This is a genomic window from Peribacillus sp. NPDC055009 (genome assembly GCF_053608705.1).
In genome coordinates this window covers 81,056-100,517 of the sequence record NZ_JBSGVZ010000004.1, presented here as the reverse complement: position 1 = coordinate 100,517, position 19,462 = coordinate 81,056, and the positions used below count along the sequence as shown (strand labels likewise).

19 protein-coding genes are annotated in these 19,462 nt (G+C 42.5%); 2 read left to right on the top strand and 17 right to left on the bottom strand.

Features of this window, described 5'->3' with window-relative positions; translation table 11 throughout:
* Positions 1-208: 208 nt before the first annotated feature.
* Positions 209-652: a GatB/YqeY domain-containing protein gene (locus tag ACWF5P_RS08720; RefSeq protein ID WP_101222605.1), complete on the bottom strand. Its 444-nt coding sequence runs from the start codon at positions 650-652 to the stop codon at positions 209-211.
* A gap of 14 nt (positions 653-666) precedes the next feature.
* Entirely contained in the window at positions 667-840 is a 174-nt protein-coding gene (rpsU, locus tag ACWF5P_RS08715) for a 30S ribosomal protein S21 (protein ID WP_028391853.1), read from the bottom strand.
* Between the two features lie 236 nt (positions 841-1,076).
* Between rpsU and ACWF5P_RS08710 the strand changes: the two genes are divergently transcribed.
* The gene (locus ACWF5P_RS08710) at positions 1,077-2,009 is read left to right on the top strand and encodes a Na/Pi symporter (RefSeq protein ID WP_101222606.1); all 933 of its coding nucleotides are present in this window, start codon (positions 1,077-1,079) and stop codon (positions 2,007-2,009) included.
* A gap of 255 nt (positions 2,010-2,264) precedes the next feature.
* On the opposite strand, the gene ACWF5P_RS08705 is transcribed toward ACWF5P_RS08710, so the two are convergent.
* From ACWF5P_RS08705 to gpr, 14 genes are all read right to left on the bottom strand, one after another.
* Positions 2,265-2,519 (bottom strand): hypothetical protein, encoded by a 255-nt coding sequence (locus tag ACWF5P_RS08705; RefSeq protein ID WP_452444806.1) that lies wholly within the window; start codon positions 2,517-2,519, stop codon positions 2,265-2,267.
* 51 nt (positions 2,520-2,570) lie between these two features.
* The gene (deoC, locus tag ACWF5P_RS08700) at positions 2,571-3,242 is read right to left on the bottom strand and encodes a deoxyribose-phosphate aldolase (RefSeq protein WP_230177031.1); all 672 of its coding nucleotides are present in this window, start codon (positions 3,240-3,242) and stop codon (positions 2,571-2,573) included.
* Positions 3,243-3,404: 162 nt separating this feature from the next.
* Positions 3,405-4,742: a tRNA (N(6)-L-threonylcarbamoyladenosine(37)-C(2))-methylthiotransferase MtaB gene (mtaB, locus tag ACWF5P_RS08695; protein WP_452444805.1), complete on the bottom strand. Its 1,338-nt coding sequence runs from the start codon at positions 4,740-4,742 to the stop codon at positions 3,405-3,407.
* Positions 4,743-4,748: 6 nt separating this feature from the next.
* Positions 4,749-5,501 carry a 16S rRNA (uracil(1498)-N(3))-methyltransferase gene (locus tag ACWF5P_RS08690; protein WP_434167415.1) on the bottom strand — a complete coding sequence of 251 codons (753 nt, stop codon included), beginning with the start codon at positions 5,499-5,501 and terminating at the stop codon, positions 4,749-4,751.
* Between the two features lie 138 nt (positions 5,502-5,639).
* On the bottom strand, positions 5,640-6,581 hold the full coding sequence (prmA, locus tag ACWF5P_RS08685) for a 50S ribosomal protein L11 methyltransferase (RefSeq protein WP_101222610.1): 942 nt from the start codon (positions 6,579-6,581) through the stop codon (positions 5,640-5,642).
* Positions 6,582-6,617: 36 nt separating this feature from the next.
* Positions 6,618-7,733, bottom strand: coding sequence for a molecular chaperone DnaJ (gene dnaJ / locus ACWF5P_RS08680; protein WP_101222611.1), 1,116 nt, complete (start codon positions 7,731-7,733; stop codon positions 6,618-6,620).
* A gap of 302 nt (positions 7,734-8,035) precedes the next feature.
* The gene (dnaK, locus tag ACWF5P_RS08675) at positions 8,036-9,868 is read right to left on the bottom strand and encodes a molecular chaperone DnaK (RefSeq protein WP_452444804.1); all 1,833 of its coding nucleotides are present in this window, start codon (positions 9,866-9,868) and stop codon (positions 8,036-8,038) included.
* Positions 9,869-9,904: 36 nt separating this feature from the next.
* Positions 9,905-10,495 carry a nucleotide exchange factor GrpE gene (gene grpE, locus ACWF5P_RS08670; protein ID WP_101222613.1) on the bottom strand — a complete coding sequence of 197 codons (591 nt, stop codon included), beginning with the start codon at positions 10,493-10,495 and terminating at the stop codon, positions 9,905-9,907.
* A 99-nt stretch (positions 10,496-10,594) separates the two neighbouring features.
* On the bottom strand, positions 10,595-11,623 hold the full coding sequence (gene hrcA, locus ACWF5P_RS08665) for a heat-inducible transcriptional repressor HrcA (protein WP_101222614.1): 1,029 nt from the start codon (positions 11,621-11,623) through the stop codon (positions 10,595-10,597).
* 124 nt (positions 11,624-11,747) lie between these two features.
* Positions 11,748-12,899: a radical SAM family heme chaperone HemW gene (gene hemW / locus ACWF5P_RS08660; RefSeq protein ID WP_434167418.1), complete on the bottom strand. Its 1,152-nt coding sequence runs from the start codon at positions 12,897-12,899 to the stop codon at positions 11,748-11,750.
* An 89-nt stretch (positions 12,900-12,988) separates the two neighbouring features.
* Positions 12,989-14,824 carry a translation elongation factor 4 gene (gene lepA / locus ACWF5P_RS08655; protein ID WP_095389815.1) on the bottom strand — a complete coding sequence of 612 codons (1,836 nt, stop codon included), beginning with the start codon at positions 14,822-14,824 and terminating at the stop codon, positions 12,989-12,991.
* A 176-nt stretch (positions 14,825-15,000) separates the two neighbouring features.
* The gene (locus ACWF5P_RS08650; RefSeq protein WP_053535740.1) at positions 15,001-15,324 is read right to left on the bottom strand and encodes a YqxA family protein; all 324 of its coding nucleotides are present in this window, start codon (positions 15,322-15,324) and stop codon (positions 15,001-15,003) included.
* 21 nt (positions 15,325-15,345) lie between these two features.
* The gene (spoIIP, locus tag ACWF5P_RS08645; protein WP_101222616.1) at positions 15,346-16,545 is read right to left on the bottom strand and encodes a stage II sporulation protein P; all 1,200 of its coding nucleotides are present in this window, start codon (positions 16,543-16,545) and stop codon (positions 15,346-15,348) included.
* Positions 16,546-16,631: 86 nt separating this feature from the next.
* On the bottom strand, positions 16,632-17,750 hold the full coding sequence (gene gpr / locus ACWF5P_RS08640; RefSeq protein WP_230177034.1) for a GPR endopeptidase: 1,119 nt from the start codon (positions 17,748-17,750) through the stop codon (positions 16,632-16,634).
* Between the two features lie 274 nt (positions 17,751-18,024).
* On the opposite strand from gpr, the gene rpsT reads away from it, so the two are divergent.
* Positions 18,025-18,291: a 30S ribosomal protein S20 gene (rpsT, locus tag ACWF5P_RS08635; protein WP_034308554.1), complete on the top strand. Its 267-nt coding sequence runs from the start codon at positions 18,025-18,027 to the stop codon at positions 18,289-18,291.
* Between the two features lie 89 nt (positions 18,292-18,380).
* Here rpsT and holA read toward each other — a convergent pair whose 3' ends face one another.
* Positions 18,381-19,394, bottom strand: coding sequence for a DNA polymerase III subunit delta (gene holA, locus ACWF5P_RS08630; RefSeq protein ID WP_230177035.1), 1,014 nt, complete (start codon positions 19,392-19,394; stop codon positions 18,381-18,383).
* Positions 19,395-19,462: the final 68 nt, after the last annotated feature.

The window sequence follows — 19,462 nt, the reverse complement described above, 5'->3', positions numbered from 1 at the left end:
CGAATAAGGAGCAAATGAAGCAACCCTTTACTCTGTTCTTTAGTTATTACGTATGTATATGAAAAAGGTTTCAAAAAAAGCAAATAAAATTTAAAATGCCCCTATTATCTTGGGCATCGTTTCAATAATATACGCATAAAATTCATGAAATACACAAAAACCACAGGCAAATTGCCTGCGGTTAGGTTTCGAGTTTTAAGTTTAGAGTTTAAGATAGATGTTGTTGTACTAATTTGTTTACTAGAGAACCATCCGCTTTACCTTTAACTTTAGGCATTAAAGCTCCCATAACTCGCCCCATATCTGCTTTGGATGTTGCATTGACTTCTTCAATCGTTTGTTTAACGATATTAGAAATGTCTTCTTCTGAAAGTTGCTCAGGCATATATGCCTCTACGTATACTAGTTCGGTGCGGACTTTATCCACGAGATCTGAACGACCTGCGTTTTCAAACTCCTGGAGGGAGTCTTTGCGTTGTTTTAATTCGCGAGAGAGCACTGTCAATTCTTCATCATCTGTTAAATCTTGCCTCTGCTTCAATGCTTCGTTTTGAATGGAAGCCTTCAGCATCCGAATAACAGATAGTTTGTCCTTTTCCTTGTTCTTCATCGCTTGTTTCATATCATTATTTAAACGCTCGAGAAGACTCATCTTTCCACCCTCTCTTAGAATTTACGTTTTCTTGCAGCTTCAGACTTTTTCTTACGTTTTACGCTTGGTTTTTCATAAAATTCACGCTTCCTAGCTTCCTGAAGCGATCCTGCTTTAGATACAGTACGTTTGAAACGACGAAGAGCATCTTCAAGCGATTCGTTTTTACGAACGACGGTTTTAGACATCTCTTTCCCTCCCTCCGAAAACAACACACTAACTCAAGTTGTCAACATGTTATACATGTACTAAACAATTATAATATATCATCTTTAGCAGGTCAACCAATAAAATCAAACTTATTTTGAATATCATCATGTTATTATCATAATTTTTCACTAAACAATCATTCAACTTGCATGAAAATCCAATTTATAGCATGTCTCCCGTTAATGGGCCATAAGCTTACTAAGAGGTGACAGTCATGCATGAGCTATTTTTATTCTTATTATTCATCGCGATATTTTTGGCGGGTATGTCAGTTTTACGCATCGGACTGTTCAATATGTCCGGTGCTGCATTAAAAAATTTTCTCTCGAAGGTAACGGATAAGCCATGGAAAGGCTTCATGGCCGGAACCATCTTTACGGGGATCCTGCAGAGCAGCTCGGCGGTCATGGTCATGACGGTCGGCCTCGTTTCCGCAGGAAGCTTAACGTTCCCGCAAACAATCGGGATTATTCTTGGAACGAATATCGGATCCACCTTTACAGCAGAGTTCATGACCTTTTCCTTGGATCGTTGGATCATTCCCGGTGTCGTAAGCGGCGCTTTTCTTTGCTTCATGCCAAAAGCATTACCGAGAAGCATAGGGATGTCCCTCATTGGAATCTCGGCCATCTTCGCGGCGATGAGCGGTTTTAAAATGCTTTCGACACCGATCGCAGCCTATTCTTCGATACAAACGCTCATCCATTACATAGAGGGCCATATGAGTTATGCCCTATTAGCCGGGATATTATTGACCGCACTCATTCACTCCAGTTCGGCAACCATCGGGATAGCCATGAGCTTTTTGATGAACGGGGAGTTATCCGTCTCCTCCGCAATCATCATCATGCTCGGATCGAATATTGGCACTTGCATCACCGGATACATGGCCAGCATCGGTTCTGGCAGACAAGCTGCCTTCACAGCTTATGCACATATTTGGCTAAACGTCATCGGGGTTGCCGCATTCCTGCCTTTTGTGGACATTCTGGAAAGCGCCGCTGCGTTTTTCACCGAAAACAAGGGGACACAGCTCGCCCATGCCAGTGTGATTTTCAATATCTTGACTTCTTTGGCCGTCTTGCCATGCTCACGGCAATTCTCCAACCTCATTCTTTTGGTGCATCGGCAACACTTAAAGAAATAAAGAGCTGTCCAAAACTCATTAGAGACTTTCTTATGGGCAGCTTCAGGGGAAGATGGACATAATGTGTAGCTGTAACAGATATAAAAGGATTAATGATTACCGGGAGGTTTTCAGCTTATCTTTTTATAATTAACTTTATGGTTTATTAAGCTCAAACCACTCAATATAACAGCAGCTAATATCTAAATCCACAAACCTAGGTAGATGAAAAACGATTACTGCCATTATATATAAAAGAAAGTAAATCCCGTTTTTTCATTTTCCTCCCCCTTCATTTAATATAAGTCTGTTTACTCCCTGTTTGATACCCCTAATATCCATTGAATCCACAATAAACTTTTTTCGGAATTTATAGGTTCCAAAAATGACAAGTAAAAGTCCAAAATTGAAACGTTTCTTCTTTTTCAAGGAAACAAGCGCAAATGCAATGCACTGCACAAAGGCATGGGCACTCGATTTATAATCCGTTTTATGGAAGTAATAAAAAACAGGCGGAGAAAAATAATTCATTTTTCTCCGCCTGTTTTATTTTAATGACTTATTATACGGTCCCTTACAAAATCAATAATCCGAATCAGCCGTTAAGCCCTTTACGATGGAAACACCTGCACTCGCACCAATTCTTGTTGCACCAGCTTCAATCACTTTCTGGGCATCGCTCGTGTTGCGGACTCCACCTGAAGCTTTAACACCGATATCCGGGCCAACTGTTTTTCTCATAAGCGTGATATCTTCTACAGTCGCTCCGCCGGTCGAGAAACCAGTTGATGTTTTCACAAAATCCGATCCGGCTTTTACGGCCAATTCACATGCACGGACTTTTTCTTCATCAGTCAATAAAGAAGTTTCAATGATCACTTTTGACAGAGCCTTACCAGTGGATGCCGCTACAACAGCACGAATATCCCGCTCTACCAACTCATCATCCTTGTCCTTCAATGCGCCGATATTGATCACCATATCGACTTCGTGAGCGCCATTGGAGATGGCGTCTTTCGTTTCAAAAGCTTTGGTTTCCGGTGTGGTTGCACCTAGAGGGAAGCCGATAACGGTACAAACTTTCACTTCTGAACCTTCCAAAAGTTCGCTTGCATATTTCACCCAAGTTGGGTTCACGCATACGGAAGCAAAGTTATACTCTCTAGCTTCTTCGCATAATACCTTTATTTGCTCTTTGGTTGCATCTGCTTTTAATAACGTGTGGTCAATTAAACCTGCTACATTTTGTGACATTAATAAATCCTCCTCAAAAACAATCTATACCTAGTTGTACGTACCTCTCATAATACCATAGTTTATCCACTTTGACGATATATATAGTCTTTACCCGAAAGTGCCAAGATAACACATCTAAAAGAGGATAAAAAAAAGACAGCGATTTACCGCTGTCTTAGATTAAATATTGGATGCTTGTTGCAACGGAAAATCCTTCACTACCGTCACGAACTGACCTTCACTAAATGGATAGCCAGACTTTGTAATCTTCACTTTGACGATTTCACCGACCATTTCTTCCGAAGCCGGGAAGACGACTTTCATGTAATTATCGGAATAGCCCTCATAAAGGCCATTTTCCAACTTCGTTTCAGGAATGACTTCAAGAACTTCCCCCTCGAATCGGGAGGCATACTCTTTTGCCAGCTGATCCGACAACGTGATAAGGCGATGTACGCGCTCATTCTTGACATCTTCATCGACTTGATCTTCCATACGGGCAGCCGGAGTCCCTGTCCGTTTTGAATAAGGGAAAACATGAAGTTCGGAGAATTTATATTTTTCTATAAAGTTAAATGTCTCCATGAATTCTTCTTCTGTTTCACCTGGGAAACCTACGATGACATCAGAGGTAACAGCAAGACCCGGAAGCGCAATTTTCAACTTCTCGATCCGATCCCCGAAGAAATCCATCGTATATTTACGTCTCATCCGTTTTAGAACTGTATCGGAACCCGATTGGATTGGTATATGCAAATGACGTACCACTTTTTTCGAATTCGTCAGCACTTCAATGATCTCATCTGTAATCTGGCTGGCTTCGATGGATGAAATACGGATACGCTTCAATCCATCGACTTTTTCCAAGTCACGCAGCAGCATCGCCAAATTATAGTCTTTCAAATCGTCTCCGTAGCCGCCAGTATGAATTCCGGTGAGGACTAGCTCTTTATAGCCTGCCTCGACAAGCTGTTCAGCTTGGTTAACGACTTCCTTTGGATCGCGGGAACGCATCAAGCCACGGGCCCAAGGGATGATGCAGAAAGTGCAGAAATTATTGCAACCTTCCTGAATCTTAAGTGAAGCTCGTGTACGGTCTGTAAAAGCTGGTACATCCAACTCTTCGTAGACACGGTTTTTCATGATATTCCCTACGGCATTGATTGGCTCACGCTCAACCTTGAATTGCTCGATGTAATCAAGAAGTTTAACCCTGTCCTGTGTTCCTACAACAATATCCACACCTGGTATGGCCATGATTTCTGCCGGTGAAGTCTGTGCGTAACATCCCGTTACCGCTATGACGGCATTCGGATTTTTACGAATGGCACGACGGATGACCTGACGGCTCTTCTTATCGCCAGTGTTTGTCACCGTGCATGTGTTGATGACATATACATCGGATGTATTTTCAAACTCAACACGATCATATCCTCCAGTTTGGAATAATTGCCATATGGCCTCTGTTTCATAATGATTCACTTTACAGCCTAATGTATGGAAAGCGACCGTTGCCATTTTTCATCACCTCAAAAGTTCTACATGATAAGAAACAGCGGAAAGTGCATATAAAGGTGCTGTTTCAGTTCTTAATATTCTTGGTCCAAGACCGCAAGCCATAAAACCGGCATCAGTCAGTTTTTCAATTTCCTTATCTGCTAAACCACCTTCAGGCCCAAAAACGAATAAGATGGATTGCCCAGCGGTGATATCTTTCAAGACAGAAGCGAGTACAGAAGTTTCCCCCTGTTTTGCCACTTCTTCAAAAGCGATTAATTTATGATCGAAACCGGAAGCATAACCAGCTAGCTGATCTGCCGTCATCGGTTCCTTGATGGCAGGGATAACCGTGCGGTGAGATTGCTCAGCCGCCTCTTTTGAAATCTTCTGGAGCCTCTCCAATTTCTTACCTACCTTTTTGTGGTCCCATTTTACCACCGAACGAGCAGCAATAAAAGGGATAAATTCAACGGCACCAAGTTCAGTACCCTTTTGAACGATATATTCCAACTTATCCCCTTTAGGCAGACCGCTCGCTATCACAACCCTTACAGGAAGTTCCTTTTCTTCATTCTTCCATTCGGAAACGGTCCCTATAACAGCATCATCAGTAATTTCCGAAATTTCCGCGACAGCTGTCATACCATTACTTTTTACCGTAATGATCCGCTCCCCTGGTCCCATCCTCATCACCCTGGCGATATGGTGAAAATCATCGCCTGATATCGTCACCGTGTTTCCTTTGATGTCTACATCGTTAAGAAAATACCGTTGCACACTGCCACCCACTTCGTCTAGTCTAAAAAACTCACAGGCTAACAGTCAGGAATCCAGAATGCAAGCCATGCAAAGATTCAAGCTAAAAAAAGGTACTCTGACTATCAAAATACCCGATAATCAGAGTAACTTTTTCAATTAATCATTTCTTTTCGCGATTATTGCCACCCAATCTTCCATCAAGATCGTTTCCTCAATGGTGAAACCAGATGCAATAATCGCATCCTTCACATCTTGTTTCTTAGTTTGAATGATTCCGGAAGCGATGAAATGTCCGCCAGGTTTAACGACTTTCGCTACATCATCCGTAAAACGCATGATCACCTCGGCAAGAATATTAGCCACGACGATATCCGCTTGTTCATTCACACCGTCCAGCAAATTGCCTTGTGAAACGGACACTTTATCCTGCACGTTATTTATTTCCACGTTTTGTATGGCTGACTGTACTGCCACTTCATCCAAATCAAGGGACTGGATTCGTTTTGCGTCCAATAATGCAGCTGCAATGCTTAGAACACCAGAACCCGTTCCTACATCAACGACTAAATCCCCAGGCTGTACTGTACGCTCCAGCGCTTGGATGCACATGACCGTCGTCGGGTGTGTACCCGTTCCGAAAGCCATGCCTGGATCAAGTTCAATGATCAATTCGTCACTGCTAACTGGAGTGTAGTCTTCCCATGTTGGCACGATGGTAAAACGTTCGGATATCTTGACGGGGTTATAATATTTTTTCCAAGCCGTCGCCCACTCTTCCTCATTCACTTCACTAATTGAAACAACATTTTTCCCAAGGTCTATATCAAAAAGAAGGAGATTATTGATTGATTCCTTAATAGCATCAACGGTATCGTTAAGAAAGCTGTTAACGGGCAGATAAGCCTTAATGACTACACCTTCATCCGGATAATCATCTGGGTTTAAGTGGTAGATTTCGCCAAAAACATTTTCACGTTCCTTGACTAATTCTAGAGGATCCTCAATGACAACACCGCTCGCACCTGCCTCATGAAGAATATTCGAAACAGGTTCAACCGCTTCATTCGTTGTTTGGATTGCAAATTCAGACCACTTCATAATCTACCAACTCCCAATTTGTTCTTTTACTTTTATTCACCTATCTTTAAAAGCACGCTTTACTTTTGAGAAAAAGCCATCATCTTGTTCATCTACGCCTTGTCCGCTGATATCACTGAACTCACGAAGCAAGTCCTTTTGTTTTTCCGTTAATTTCTTAGGGGTGACCACTAATACGACCACATGCTGATCTCCTTGGCCATACCCTCTTACATTCGGAACACCTTTGCCTTTTAAACGGAAACGAGTGCTTGTTTGTGTACCTGCTGGAATCTTCAGCTTCACTTTTCCATGCAGTGTCGGAACTTCTATTTCATCACCCAATGCTGCCTGGGCAAACGTAACCGGCATTTCACAATAAATATCATCGCCATCCCGCTCAAAGAATTCATGGCTGCGTACATGGAAGACTACATACAGGTCTCCCGCCGGACCGCCATTTATTCCTGGCTCTCCTTGGCCGGTTACACGCAACTGCTGGCCATCATCAATTCCTGCTGGCACCTTGACTTGGATCTTTTTACGTTTTTGGACTTTTCCGTCGCCGCCGCATGTTGAACATTTATTAGGAATGATTTTTCCTGTACCTTGACAATGGTGACATGCTCTCCGGTTCACAATCCTTCCGAACGCTGTGTTTTGTTCAACATTCAATTGACCGGTTCCATGACAATGTGAACAGTTTTCCACTTTTGTACCAGGTTTGGCACCGGATCCTTTACATGTATCACAATTCTCTTCACGCGGAATTTCAATCTCAGTTTCTTTTCCGAATGCAGCCTCTTCAAAAGAAAGCGTCATCGTATACTGTAGGTCCGCCCCTTGACGCGGTGCATTAGGATCTCTCCTGCGACCGCCGCCGCCAAAGAAGCTACTGAAAATATCTTCAAAACCGCCGAAACCGCCAAAGTCCTGACCGCCAAAGCCTTGATTGGGATCTGTATGTCCGAATTGGTCATAATGGGCCTTTTTCTGTTCGTCACTCAATACTTCGTAAGCTTCCTTGATTTCCTTGAATTTATCCGCAGCATCGTCCGCTTTATTAATATCAGGGTGATATTGTTTGGAGAGCTTTCGATACGCTTTTTTGATTTCATCCTTCGAAGCACTTTTCGAAAGGCCTAACACCTCATAATAATCGCGTTTACTCATATCTAAAATCCACTCCCGATTCGATTCACATAAAGGTAATATTATCACTGAACGAAGATAATAATCAACTAGAAAAGTACAAACGGCGTTGACACATTTTTGTAATTGGTACTGCCAGCCCCGATTTGCACATCTTTTTCTCTAAAATCCCATGATTCCCCACCAGCGATTGCAACACTTCCTGACAATGATTCCATCCATTGTAAAAAAAGCCAAAGTCAAGATAACCTGACTTTGACTTTTTTACAATGGCAGGCAGAAACTAACTGCCCAATATTTCAGTGCCCCGATTGGGCCACTTTTTATTTTTTCTCTTCTTCGTTAACTTCAGTGTATTCAGCATCAACCACATTATCGTCTTGAGCTGTTTCGCCAGCACCGGCTTCTCCAGCTTGCTGAGCTTTTGCCGCTTCTTCATAAAGCTTCATTGTCAAAGCTTGAACAATTTCGTTAAGCGCATCTTTTTTCACGCGGATTTCTTCAAGCTCATTTTTCTCGATTGCAGCTTTCAGTTCATCCTTCGCTTCATTCGCTTTTGTTACTTCCGCTTCGTCCACTTTACCTTCTAGATCTTTCAGCGTTTTTTCCGTTTGGAAAACTAATTGATCAGCTTCGTTACGAAGTTCAACTTCTTCTTTACGTTGTTTATCGCTATCGGCATTTTCTTCTGCTTCACGTACCATGCGTTCGATCTCTTCATCAGAAAGTCCTGAAGACGATTTGATAGTGATCGCTTGTTCTTTGTTCGTGCCAAGATCTTTCGCACGAACGTTCACGATACCGTTTTTATCAATATCGAATGTCACTTCAACTTGCGGAACTCCACGCGGTGCCGGTGGAATGTCACTCAATTGGAAACGGCCAAGAGTTTTGTTATCCGCAGACATTGGACGCTCACCTTGAAGGACATGGATATCAACTGCCGTTTGATTATCAGCCGCTGTCGAGAACACTTGTGATTTACTTGTCGGAATCGTAGTATTACGGTCAATCAGTTTCGTGAATACTCCGCCCATCGTTTCAATTCCAAGTGAAAGTGGAGTTACATCAAGAAGGACAACGTCTTTAACATCCCCTGTTAATACGCCACCTTGAATTGCTGCACCCATTGCCACCACTTCATCAGGGTTTACACCTTTGCTTGGTTCTTGACCGATTTCCTTTTTGATTGCTTCAACAACCGCAGGAATACGTGTAGATCCACCAACAAGGATTACTTTGTCGATTTCAGATGCTGAAAGACCAGCATCTTTCAATGCTTGACGAGTTGGTCCCATAGTGCGTTCCACAAGACCTGTAGAAAGCTCATCGAATTTAGCTCTAGTCATTGTTACGTCCAAGTGAAGCGGGCCAGCTTCTCCAGCAGTGATGAATGGTAAAGAAATTTGAGTTGACGTTACGCCGGAAAGATCTTTTTTCGCTTTTTCAGCTGCATCTTTCAAACGTTGAACCGCCATTTTATCTTTTGAAAGGTCGATTCCGTTTTCTTTCTTGAATGCTTCAACCAGGTAATCAATGATGACTTGGTCGAAATCATCCCCACCTAGACGGTTGTCACCAGCTGTGGACTTAACTTCGAAAACGCCATCTCCAAGTTCCATGATCGACACGTCAAATGTACCGCCGCCAAGGTCGAATACAAGGATCGTTTGATCTTCTTCCGTTTTATCCAAACCGTATGCAAGTGCTGCAGCTGTCGGTTCGTTGATGATACGTTCCACTTCAAGGCCTGCAATTTGCCCAGCATCCTTAGTTGCTTGGCGTTCTGCATCATTGAAGTAAGCAGGTACAGTGATAACCGCTTTAGTCACTTTTTCGCCAAGATACTCTTCAGCGTATGATTTCAAGTATTGAAGGATGATTGCAGAAACTTCTTGAGGTGAGTATTCTTTTCCTTCAATTACTTCTTTATGGTCAGTACCCATATGGCGTTTAATGGAGATGATCGTATTAGGGTTTGTAATCGCTTGGCGTTTTGCCACTTCCCCTACTTGCCTTTCTCCATTTTTGAATGCCACTACGGATGGAGTTGTACGGTTTCCTTCTGGATTCGGGATTACTTTTGGTTCCCCGCCTTCAAGTACAGATACACAAGAGTTTGTTGTACCTAAGTCAATACCAATAATCTTGCTCATAGTTTCACTACCTCCCAATTATTTATATGTAAAAATCTATTCGTTCACTTTTACCATTGCAGGTCGAATCACACGGTCTTTAAGAAGGTATCCTTTTTGGAATTCCTCGACGACGATGTTCGAACCGAAGTTTTCATCCTGAACTTGCATGACCGCTTGATGCAAACGCGGATCGAACTCTTCGCCAACCGAACTGATAGGTTCGATGCCTTCTTTAGACAATGCATCAGTAATCGCTTTATAGACCATTTCCATGCCTGATAGCAAGGATTTCGTCTGTTCATTTTCCGCTTCGATTTTTGTAGCTCTTTCAAAATTATCAAGAGCCTCCACTAAATCACTAGCAATGCTTTGAACTCTATATTTTTGAGCCGCCTCCATATCAAGCTTGGCACGGCGTCTTGAATTATCAAAATCGGCCTGCAGACGAAGATAACGGTTATCCATTTCCTCGATTTTCGCCTCAAGTTCAGCAATCTTTTCATGAGCCAATTGAAGTTCATCTTTTTCAACCGGACCTTGGTTTTCTTCCGCTGGAATTTCTTCTTCAGCGAAAACTGCTTCTGCAGAACTTTCCTCGATTGTTTCATTTTCCAATGTTTGTTCTTCGTTTTTATTTTCTGTCACAATCTCACCTCCCTAAAAGGGTTATACAATTTATGCTAAAGTAATATGCCAGGCCGCGGAATATGCTTCTCCGCCACCTTAACAATATTACCTTTGCTACTATTTTTGATACAGTTTTGTCATCAGGGCCGTTAAATCTTTCGAGAAGAACGAAAGCAAACTGATCACTCTCGAATATTCCATTCTCGTTGGACCCAATATGGCCAATGTGCCAACTTGCTCCTGCCCGATTGAGTAGGTCGCCGTAATCAAACTGCAGTCATCGAGCACTGTGTTTTGATTTTCACGGCCGATCTTGACGTGGATGCCCGATGGATTTTGAGTAATTAGTTCATAAAATCCCTGTTCCTGCTCAATCATCGATAAAAGCGTACTTACTTTAGCAATATCATGGAACTCCGGCTGCCTCAGCATATTCGTTTTCCCGCCAAAAAATATTTTTTCGGGCTTTGTGTCCGTCAGGGTCTCCGCAAGGGTCGAGACCATCGATCCATAGTTATGAATGTGGCGGCTCAATAGAACTGCCACTTCCTTATAGATCTTATCCTTTAGATCAACTAGCGGAACATCGACCAAACGGGAATTCAATATGTTCACCATCTTCTCGATTTCGTTTATATCAAAAGAAGGCGGTAAGGAAATCATTCGATTTTCCACATGACCTGTATCTGTAATGATGATGGCTATTGCCGTTTCAGGACTTAAAGGAATGATCTGGATTTTTTTCAGCTTATGCTCATTCACTTTTGGCCCCAGTACAATCGCCGTATAATTCGTCAGTTCCGAAAGTATTTTCGCTGACTTCTGTACGATCTTTTCCAATTCATAAATTCGTTCTACAAAAACGGATTTTAATATCTTCACTTCATTCTTTTTCGGAGCTTGAGGAGAAAGTAAATGATCCACATAATATCTATACCCTTTTTCAGAAGGGATCCTACCGGAAGAGGTATGGGTTTTTTCTAAAAATCCCATTTCTTCAAGATCGGACATTTCGTTGCGAATTGTGGCAGAGCTGAACGTAATTTCATCTTTCTTCGACAAGCTTCGTGACCCGACTGGCTGGGCAGAATGGATGAAATCCTCGATTATCACTTGTAGAATCAATAATTGACGATCAGTTAGCATGTATGATCACCTCTGTTAGCACTCTGTCTCATCGAGTGCTAATATACTAATAAATTATCAAATGAAGCTTATGATGTCAACAATGAAAACCGCTAATTCACCGTTAAAATAACTTGAGTTTCCTTCAGTCGGAATCAATAACGCCCAAAAATGATTGGAACACTTCATTTCCAAGCAGTTTGCCCTGCTCAGTCAAGCGCACGAACCCGCCTTCCACCTTAAGCAGACCCTTTGCCGATCCTTCTTCGAGCGGTTTCCTGAAAATCTCCGTCATTTCAACAAAAAATTTATTCTTGAAGATTTCCAATGAAACTCCTTCCGTTTTCCGGAGCCCCAAAAACATCTCCTCTTCCATCCGTTCATGAAGCGGTACTGGGTGCTCTTCCAATACAGGCAGTTCGTTCGCCAGCAATGGCGTGATATATTTCTTCACAGGTCCATGATTGGCAACCCTTTTACCTCCAGTATAGCCATGTGCACCGGCACCAATCCCATAATACTCCACATTATCCCAATATGTCAGGTTGTGCCTGCTTTCAAACCCAGTTCGGGCAAAATTACTGATTTCATATTGATGCAGACCATGCTTCTCCATCTCTTCCATCAGTTTCTCATACATCGAAGCCTCGAGCTCCTGAGGCGGCAGGTTCAATTTACCCCTTCGCATCTGGTTATAAAAAACAGTCTTCGGCTCAACGATCAATGAGTAGCTGGAATAATGCGGCAATTGAAGGGCAATCGCTTTATCCAGCGTATCCTTGAAATCTTCCATCGTTTGGCCCGGCAATCCATATATCAAGTCGATGCTGATATTCGTAAAGCCAACCTCTTGAGCCAAATGAATCGTTTCATATACTTCTTGAGCCCGGTGAGTCCGGCCGATTCGTTTTAACAATTCATCATTGAAGCTTTGAACTCCAAAGCTAAGTCTATTGACCCCTGAGTCATAAAGTATCTTCAGTTTTTCCCTCGAAAGGTCCCCTGGATTGGCTTCGAATGTATATTCAGCCTTTTTGGGATCAAAGGGCAGGGTTTCATTGATCGCTTCACATAAGAATGCAAGCTGCTTTTCATCAAGAGAGGTCGGTGTCCCTCCACCGACGAAAACCGTATCCAAACCGGCAGTCGGGTATTTGGAAAGCTGCATCACCATTTCCCTTTTCATCATCTGTAAATATTCTTCGACCGGCTGTCCCTGCAAAAATACTTTATTGAAATCACAATAGTGACAAATATGTTCACAAAATGGTATATGGAGGTAGGCGCTTTTAATCATTGTGTTCACAACCTTTTAATCGAATGAGTCGATAGAAAAAGAGGCTAGATTTCCTCTACCCTCTTTTTACTATCTATCGTTTATTTTATTTATTTCTTTGGTGTCGTATCATCCATTTTCAAAACAGCCATGAAAGCTTCTTGCGGAACTTCAACGGAACCTACCTGTTTCATCCGCTTTTTACCTTCTTTCTGTTTTTCGAGCAACTTACGTTTACGGGAAATATCGCCGCCGTAACATTTAGCCAATACGTTTTTGCGCATTGCACTAATTGAGGAACGGGCAATGATTTTTTGCCCGATTGCTGCTTGGATCGGCACTTCAAATTGTTGTCTTGGAATCAATTTCTTCAATTTTTCAACGATGACTTTACCGCGCTCATAAGCAAAGTCCTTATGAACGATGAAACTTAAAGCATCGACAGTTTCAGCATTCAGCAAGATATCCATTTTCACAAGCTTGGACGGTTTATAGCCGATCAGCTCATAATCGAATGAAGCATAGCCTCTTGTATTGGATTTCAATTGATCGAAGAAATCATACACGATTTCCGATAATGGTATTTCGTAGTGAATGCTTACACGGGTCTCATCGATATATTCCATATCAATGAAGTTTCCGCGTTTATTTTGACAAATTTCCATGATCGCCCCGACAAACTCCGTCGGCGCCATCATCGTCGCTTTGACATATGGCTCCTCGACCCGTTCGATCTTTTGGGCATCAGGCATATTAGACGGGTTATCCACTTTCAGGACCGTTCCGTCCGTTTGGACCACATCATAAATAACACTCGGTGCAGTGGTGATCAGGTCGATTTTGAATTCACGTTCAATCCGTTCCTGGATAATTTCCATATGAAGGAGCCCAAGGAATCCGCAACGGAAACCGAAGCCCAATGCTTGCGATGATTCCGCCTCGAACTGCAGCGCTGAATCGTTCAATTCCAATTTCTCCAATGCATCCCTTAAATCATTGAATTTCGATGCGTCAATTGGGTATAGGCCGCAATATACCATCGGGTTCATCTTCCGGTAACCCGGCAATGGTTCTGTCGCACTGTTCACGGCACTTGTAATCGTGTCACCAACAGTCGTATCACCAACGTTTTTAATGGCTGCCGTAAGGAAACCTACATCACCTACGTTCAGTTCATCCAACAGCTGGGTTTTAGGGTTGAAGACACCCAATTCGGTAACATCGAATTCCTTGCCAGTGGACATCATTTTGATTTTATCGCCCACTTTAATGGAACCCTCAACAACACGGATATAGGCAACTACACCTCGGTACGCATCAAATAGTGAATCGAAAATAAGCGCCTTGAAAGGAGCATCCGGATCACCTTGTGGAGCTGGAACCAATTCAACGACCTGTTCCAGAATCTCCTCGATTCCGATTCCCGCCTTAGCAGAAGCCAAGACTGCATCGGAAGCATCCAACCCGATCACTTCCTCGATTTCTCCACGCACACGTTCCGGATCTGCACTCGGCAAATCGATTTTATTGATGACCGGAATGATTTCCAGGTTGTTGTCCAATGCTAAATAAACGTTTGCAAGCGTTTGGGCCTCAATACCCTGTGCCGCATCGACAACAAGGACAGCTCCTTCACAAGCTGCAAGGCTTCGTGACACTTCATACGTAAAATCGACATGTCCCGGTGTATCAATAAGATGGAAGATATATTCTTCTCCATCTTTCGCGTTATATTTCAATTGAATCGCATTCAATTTAATCGTAATTCCACGCTCACGCTCTAAATCCATGGAATCCAACAGCTGACTCTTCATTTCACGCTGAGTCATGGCGTTCGTTTTTTCAATGATACGATCCGCCAATGTAGATTTACCATGATCAATATGAGCGATGATGGAAAAGTTACGAATTTTTGATTGTCTTTTTAATTTTTCTTCTCTATTCATGACGTTCACTCCCACTTGTCGACACAATACACTATTTTTTATTATATCAATAGAAAATGCAAGATTCAACAGAATAGTTACAAAAGAAGCCTCATTGCAGGGCATCGGATAAAAAAAGGCTGCATTCCGGATTCGGATGCAGCCTTTTGGCAGGGCACACTCAACTTACTTCATACCTAAATCATATCAATAAGTGCTTGAAAGGCCCCTGATATGGTCTCTCCAAGCGTTTTGCCGATCGATGAGAAAAAGTTGAAGGCCTTCATTTCTTCAAGCTTTTCTTTTTTCGTCTCCAAATCATGACTGGTTACTTTTTCGCCAAGGATATCCGCTTCCATCTCCCCTTGGTCCGATTGGTTAATAATGAATGCACTATTCAAAGAGGGATCTTCATACCCCTTCATTTTTTTCATCCCGTCGTTCGCTTGCTGCATCCCGATTAGAACACCTAAAAATAATACGAGCACAATCCCTGTACATTTCAACCAAAATCGAACCATGATAAGAGAACTCCTTTCAAATTACTGCGCTTCCGAATCCCCGGTCGGGTTATCCACTGCTTTGGCATCCCAGTAAAATTCACTGAAAACCTCGGTAAAGGCATCAACGGTCAAGTACATTTCCTCGAAAGTATTATCAACACCGCCAATTTCCAGGAGCATGGCATTGCCTGACAAATCCTGATTGTATACTCCATTATGTCCCGCTCCGCCTTGTTTCATAACCCCTCGTGAAATGCCAGGGTATTTTTTCTCCAAAGCTTTATGAAGCTTATTGGCAAGCGCTGCATTTTTTTCGAAGTTCGGATTATTGCCCCCAACCACGAAGGCAATCTTGGCATAATCTTTACCGTTAATGTTAATGGTCGTATGTTTTTTTCGTTTAGAATCACGATGGATATCAATGATATATTCTAAATCCTTGTTATTGGCCAATGCCGTCTGGACGGATTTTCGTGATTCTTGATAGGATCTGGCATAATTCAATCCTTTATTATTCAGATTTCCCATGATATCCGTTTTATCGAGCGAGGAGCCTATCCCCTTATCAGCCATATCTTCAACCATCCGTTCCCCGAGTTTCGTAATATTGATTTTCGAATGATAGGCTAGATCCGGGTTAGTCACTCCTTTTAAATATGGAAGATATGACTCCCGGTTATGGCTATGGTATATCTCGACCACTTTCCGTCCATTTGTCGTTTGTTTCGGCTGATCGGCCACTCCTTTTTCCGGTTCTTCAATCTCATCCAGGTTTTGCAGGGATGCATCCCTTTCTTCATTCAGGACGTCCACTGGCGGCGAGGATTCGTATGGCATATTCGTATAATTCGTTCCTTCCCCGGCAACGAGGATCTCATTATCAAAAATCGAAAAGCCAGGAAGTTCCCTGCCAAGTAAGCTCCGCGGGTCCTCCAGCGAAATGTTGGTCGAAACTTTTATCAATTGATTCGTGATCATCGATTCCTGCTTACCTTCCGGCAGGGCATTAAAAAGATAATGGTTTTCATTGGCCAGCATCGAGAACAGCATTTTCCCCGAGAATTGGTTGGCTACAGTATGTACGGAATTAGAAGATATCCGATACTCCGGTCTTAGGGAAGTCATGACCCCACTGACTGAAAAAACAAAAAGAAGCAAGGCGAGAATACCTAGAAAAGTTTTTATTATTGTTGATCCGTGAACGGCTGTTATGATTCCTGGGGAATTTCTTCTTTTCATCCTTCCACCCTCTCTATAGCTTGTCTATTAATACCTATGACTTTGCTAGAAAGGGTAGAACACCATTTTTGGGCACTAAAAATGATTTAACGGGTGTAGTAGCCGGTATTATCTTGATTTATTGAATGATGCAAGGCTGCATTTAACCCATTGGCTATTAAATTGGCCATATCCTCAATGAAAACATCGACTTCTTTCGGTGTAACCATTAAATTTTGACCAAGCGGTGACAGTACCTCATAAATCAATTTCCGTTTCTCTTCATCAGGGAGGACACCTATCATTCCCAAGAAGGTTTGGCGCTCCTTTTCACCTGGCATATCCTCTTCTGTCAGCTTTGTGCGCTTTCCAAAACTGAATCCAGCGGGCGCCAGCGAACGTGATGGTCTGTCCCCTTCATTCAGTTCCTTGCCAAAGTGCTTCAAAATATAATCTATCGTATCGCTGGCAATTGATACGGCATCCACGACGGTAGGTATACCAATCGCTATAACAGGAACACCCAATGTAGCCTGGCTCAATTCTTTTCGTTTATTCCCAACACCAGACCCAGGATGGATGCCTGTATCCGTTATTTGAATCGTCGAATTCACTCGATCGATCGAACGGGCAGCCAATGCGTCTACGACGATCAGGAAATCAGGATTACTTTTTTCGATGACTCCTTTTATGATGTCACTCGTCTCGATTCCCGTAATCCCCATCACCCCGGGGGAAATCGCACTTACCGGCCGATAGCCTTCCTTGACGGACTCCGGCTGCAATTCGAACAAATGTCTTGTGACCACAAGGTTCTCAACGACTGCAGGCCCGAGAGCATCGGGAGTAACATTCCAATTACCAAGACCGACAACCAAACAACTGCTTTCTTTGGTGATTTTATTCCGTTTCAAAAAGGAAGCCAGTTCATTGGCGAACACCTTTTCCACCCGTTGCTGCGTATCCGTATCCTGCTGGCGGATCCCCTGCACTTCGATGGTCAAATAGCTGCCCTGCTTCTTCCCGATTTCTTTTTCACCCTCAGCCGTAACCTCGACTAAGGATACCTTCAGATCATCCACATCTTTTTCTTTAATAATGACCCCTTCGATACGGGATACATCCACTTCCTCTACAACACCTTTATGTTCAAGGGCAATTTCCTTTGCTTCAATCGCCAAATCTGTACGAATTCCGTATTCACTAAGGTCCAAATTATTTTCCATAACGGCCTCCTGATGTTTGAATTGAATCTAATCTAGTATTTTCAATAGTCTCTCTTAAACATTCTGTCGTTTTTGCTTTTTTATTATTCATTTTTTTGGTACAATGAGTGATGACGAGATGAATTTATTCCCGAAATTATAATTCCTTTTCGATTCTCAATCTGAAGTATTGCATATTTATGGGCAGTCTGATAGAATATCACTTGTGCTATTTGATATGGATTTGAAAAGTCGAGTTCATATAATCTCGATTTCTTTGTAGGAGGTGAACGGAATGCCAAACATTAAATCTGCTATTAAACGTGTAAAAATCAACGACAAAAAACGCGTTCATAACATTACTGTTAGATCAACTATGCGTACTACAGTGAAAAACGCTGAAGTTGCATTAGCTGGTGAAAACGTTGAAGCTGCTAAAGAAGCTCTTTTAACAGCTGCTGTGAAATTAGACAAAGCTGCATCTAAAGGATTAATCCATAAAAATGCGGCAGCCCGTAAAAAATCTCGTTTAGCGAAAAGACTTAACGCTCTTAACGCATAATGACAAAAAATTAAACGATCCAACCGGATCGTTTTTTTTGTGCCGTTTTTTTGCATAAAAAAGGTGACAGGATACCTGCCACCTTTTTATCATCTAATTTTTAAAAGCAGCAGCTCAAGCGTGATTGCCTTATCGGCTTGGCCGGTCTTCATTTTATAATCCGCTTCCGCTAAGTCGTTAATGATACTCAACAGCTCGCGTTCCTGGAATCTCCCCGTCTTTTCAAGTGCCAGCTTTACCCTGTAAGGGTGCACCTTCAATTGACCTGCAATTTTTTGCTGGCTATAGCCCTGGCGGGAAAGCTCCTTCACTTGATACATGAGCCTTACCTGACCCGCCATGACGCTCAAGATTTTGATCGGCTCTTCATTCTGCCTGAGTAGATCGTGCAGTATCGTCATCGCACTCTCCATCTTTCGCTGTAACACATGATCGACAAGCGTAAAGATATTCTGTTCAAGGGATTTAGCAACCAGCTTTTCCACTACCTCGACCGTAATGTGTTTATCAGCTTCTGCATAAAGCACCATTTTATCCAATTCATTCGTAAGCATCATCAGATTCGTTCCTGCAAGTTCAAGTAAAAGCTCTGTAGCCTGCTCATCTATTTGGACTGAAGAAGCTTCGACCCTCTCCTTCACCCATCCTTTTAACTCATGATCACCAAGCTTCTTCGCTTCAACAAGAACCGCCTTACGCTTCAGTTCCTTGGTGATTTTTTTCCGTTCATCCAGTTTCTCATAAGGTGCGGTCAATACGACAATAGAATAAGGAACCGGGTCAGCTAAATACGCTTCCAGTCTTTTCACATTATGTTCAACTCTTGATTTCGTTTTTTCAGCTGTCAAAAAAAATGGGTTTTGCATGAAAACAAGGCGCCTTTCCCCAATAAACGGGAGGGTTTCAACATCTTCAAGTGCAGTTTCAACAGGCGTCTCTTCTAAATCAAATTGAGAAAAGTTAAAATCCATCTCATCCTCGTGAAGGACATTCTCGATCAATAGCTGCTTCGTTTCATTAATTAGATAGGCTTCCGACCCATATAACAAGTATACCGGAGCGAATTGCCCTTTTTTTATACTTTTCCAAACATCTAATACCAATAGAATCCGCCTCTTTACTATGTATTCTTCTCTAATGGTATAGGTGGATGGACCATTTGACAAGCTAT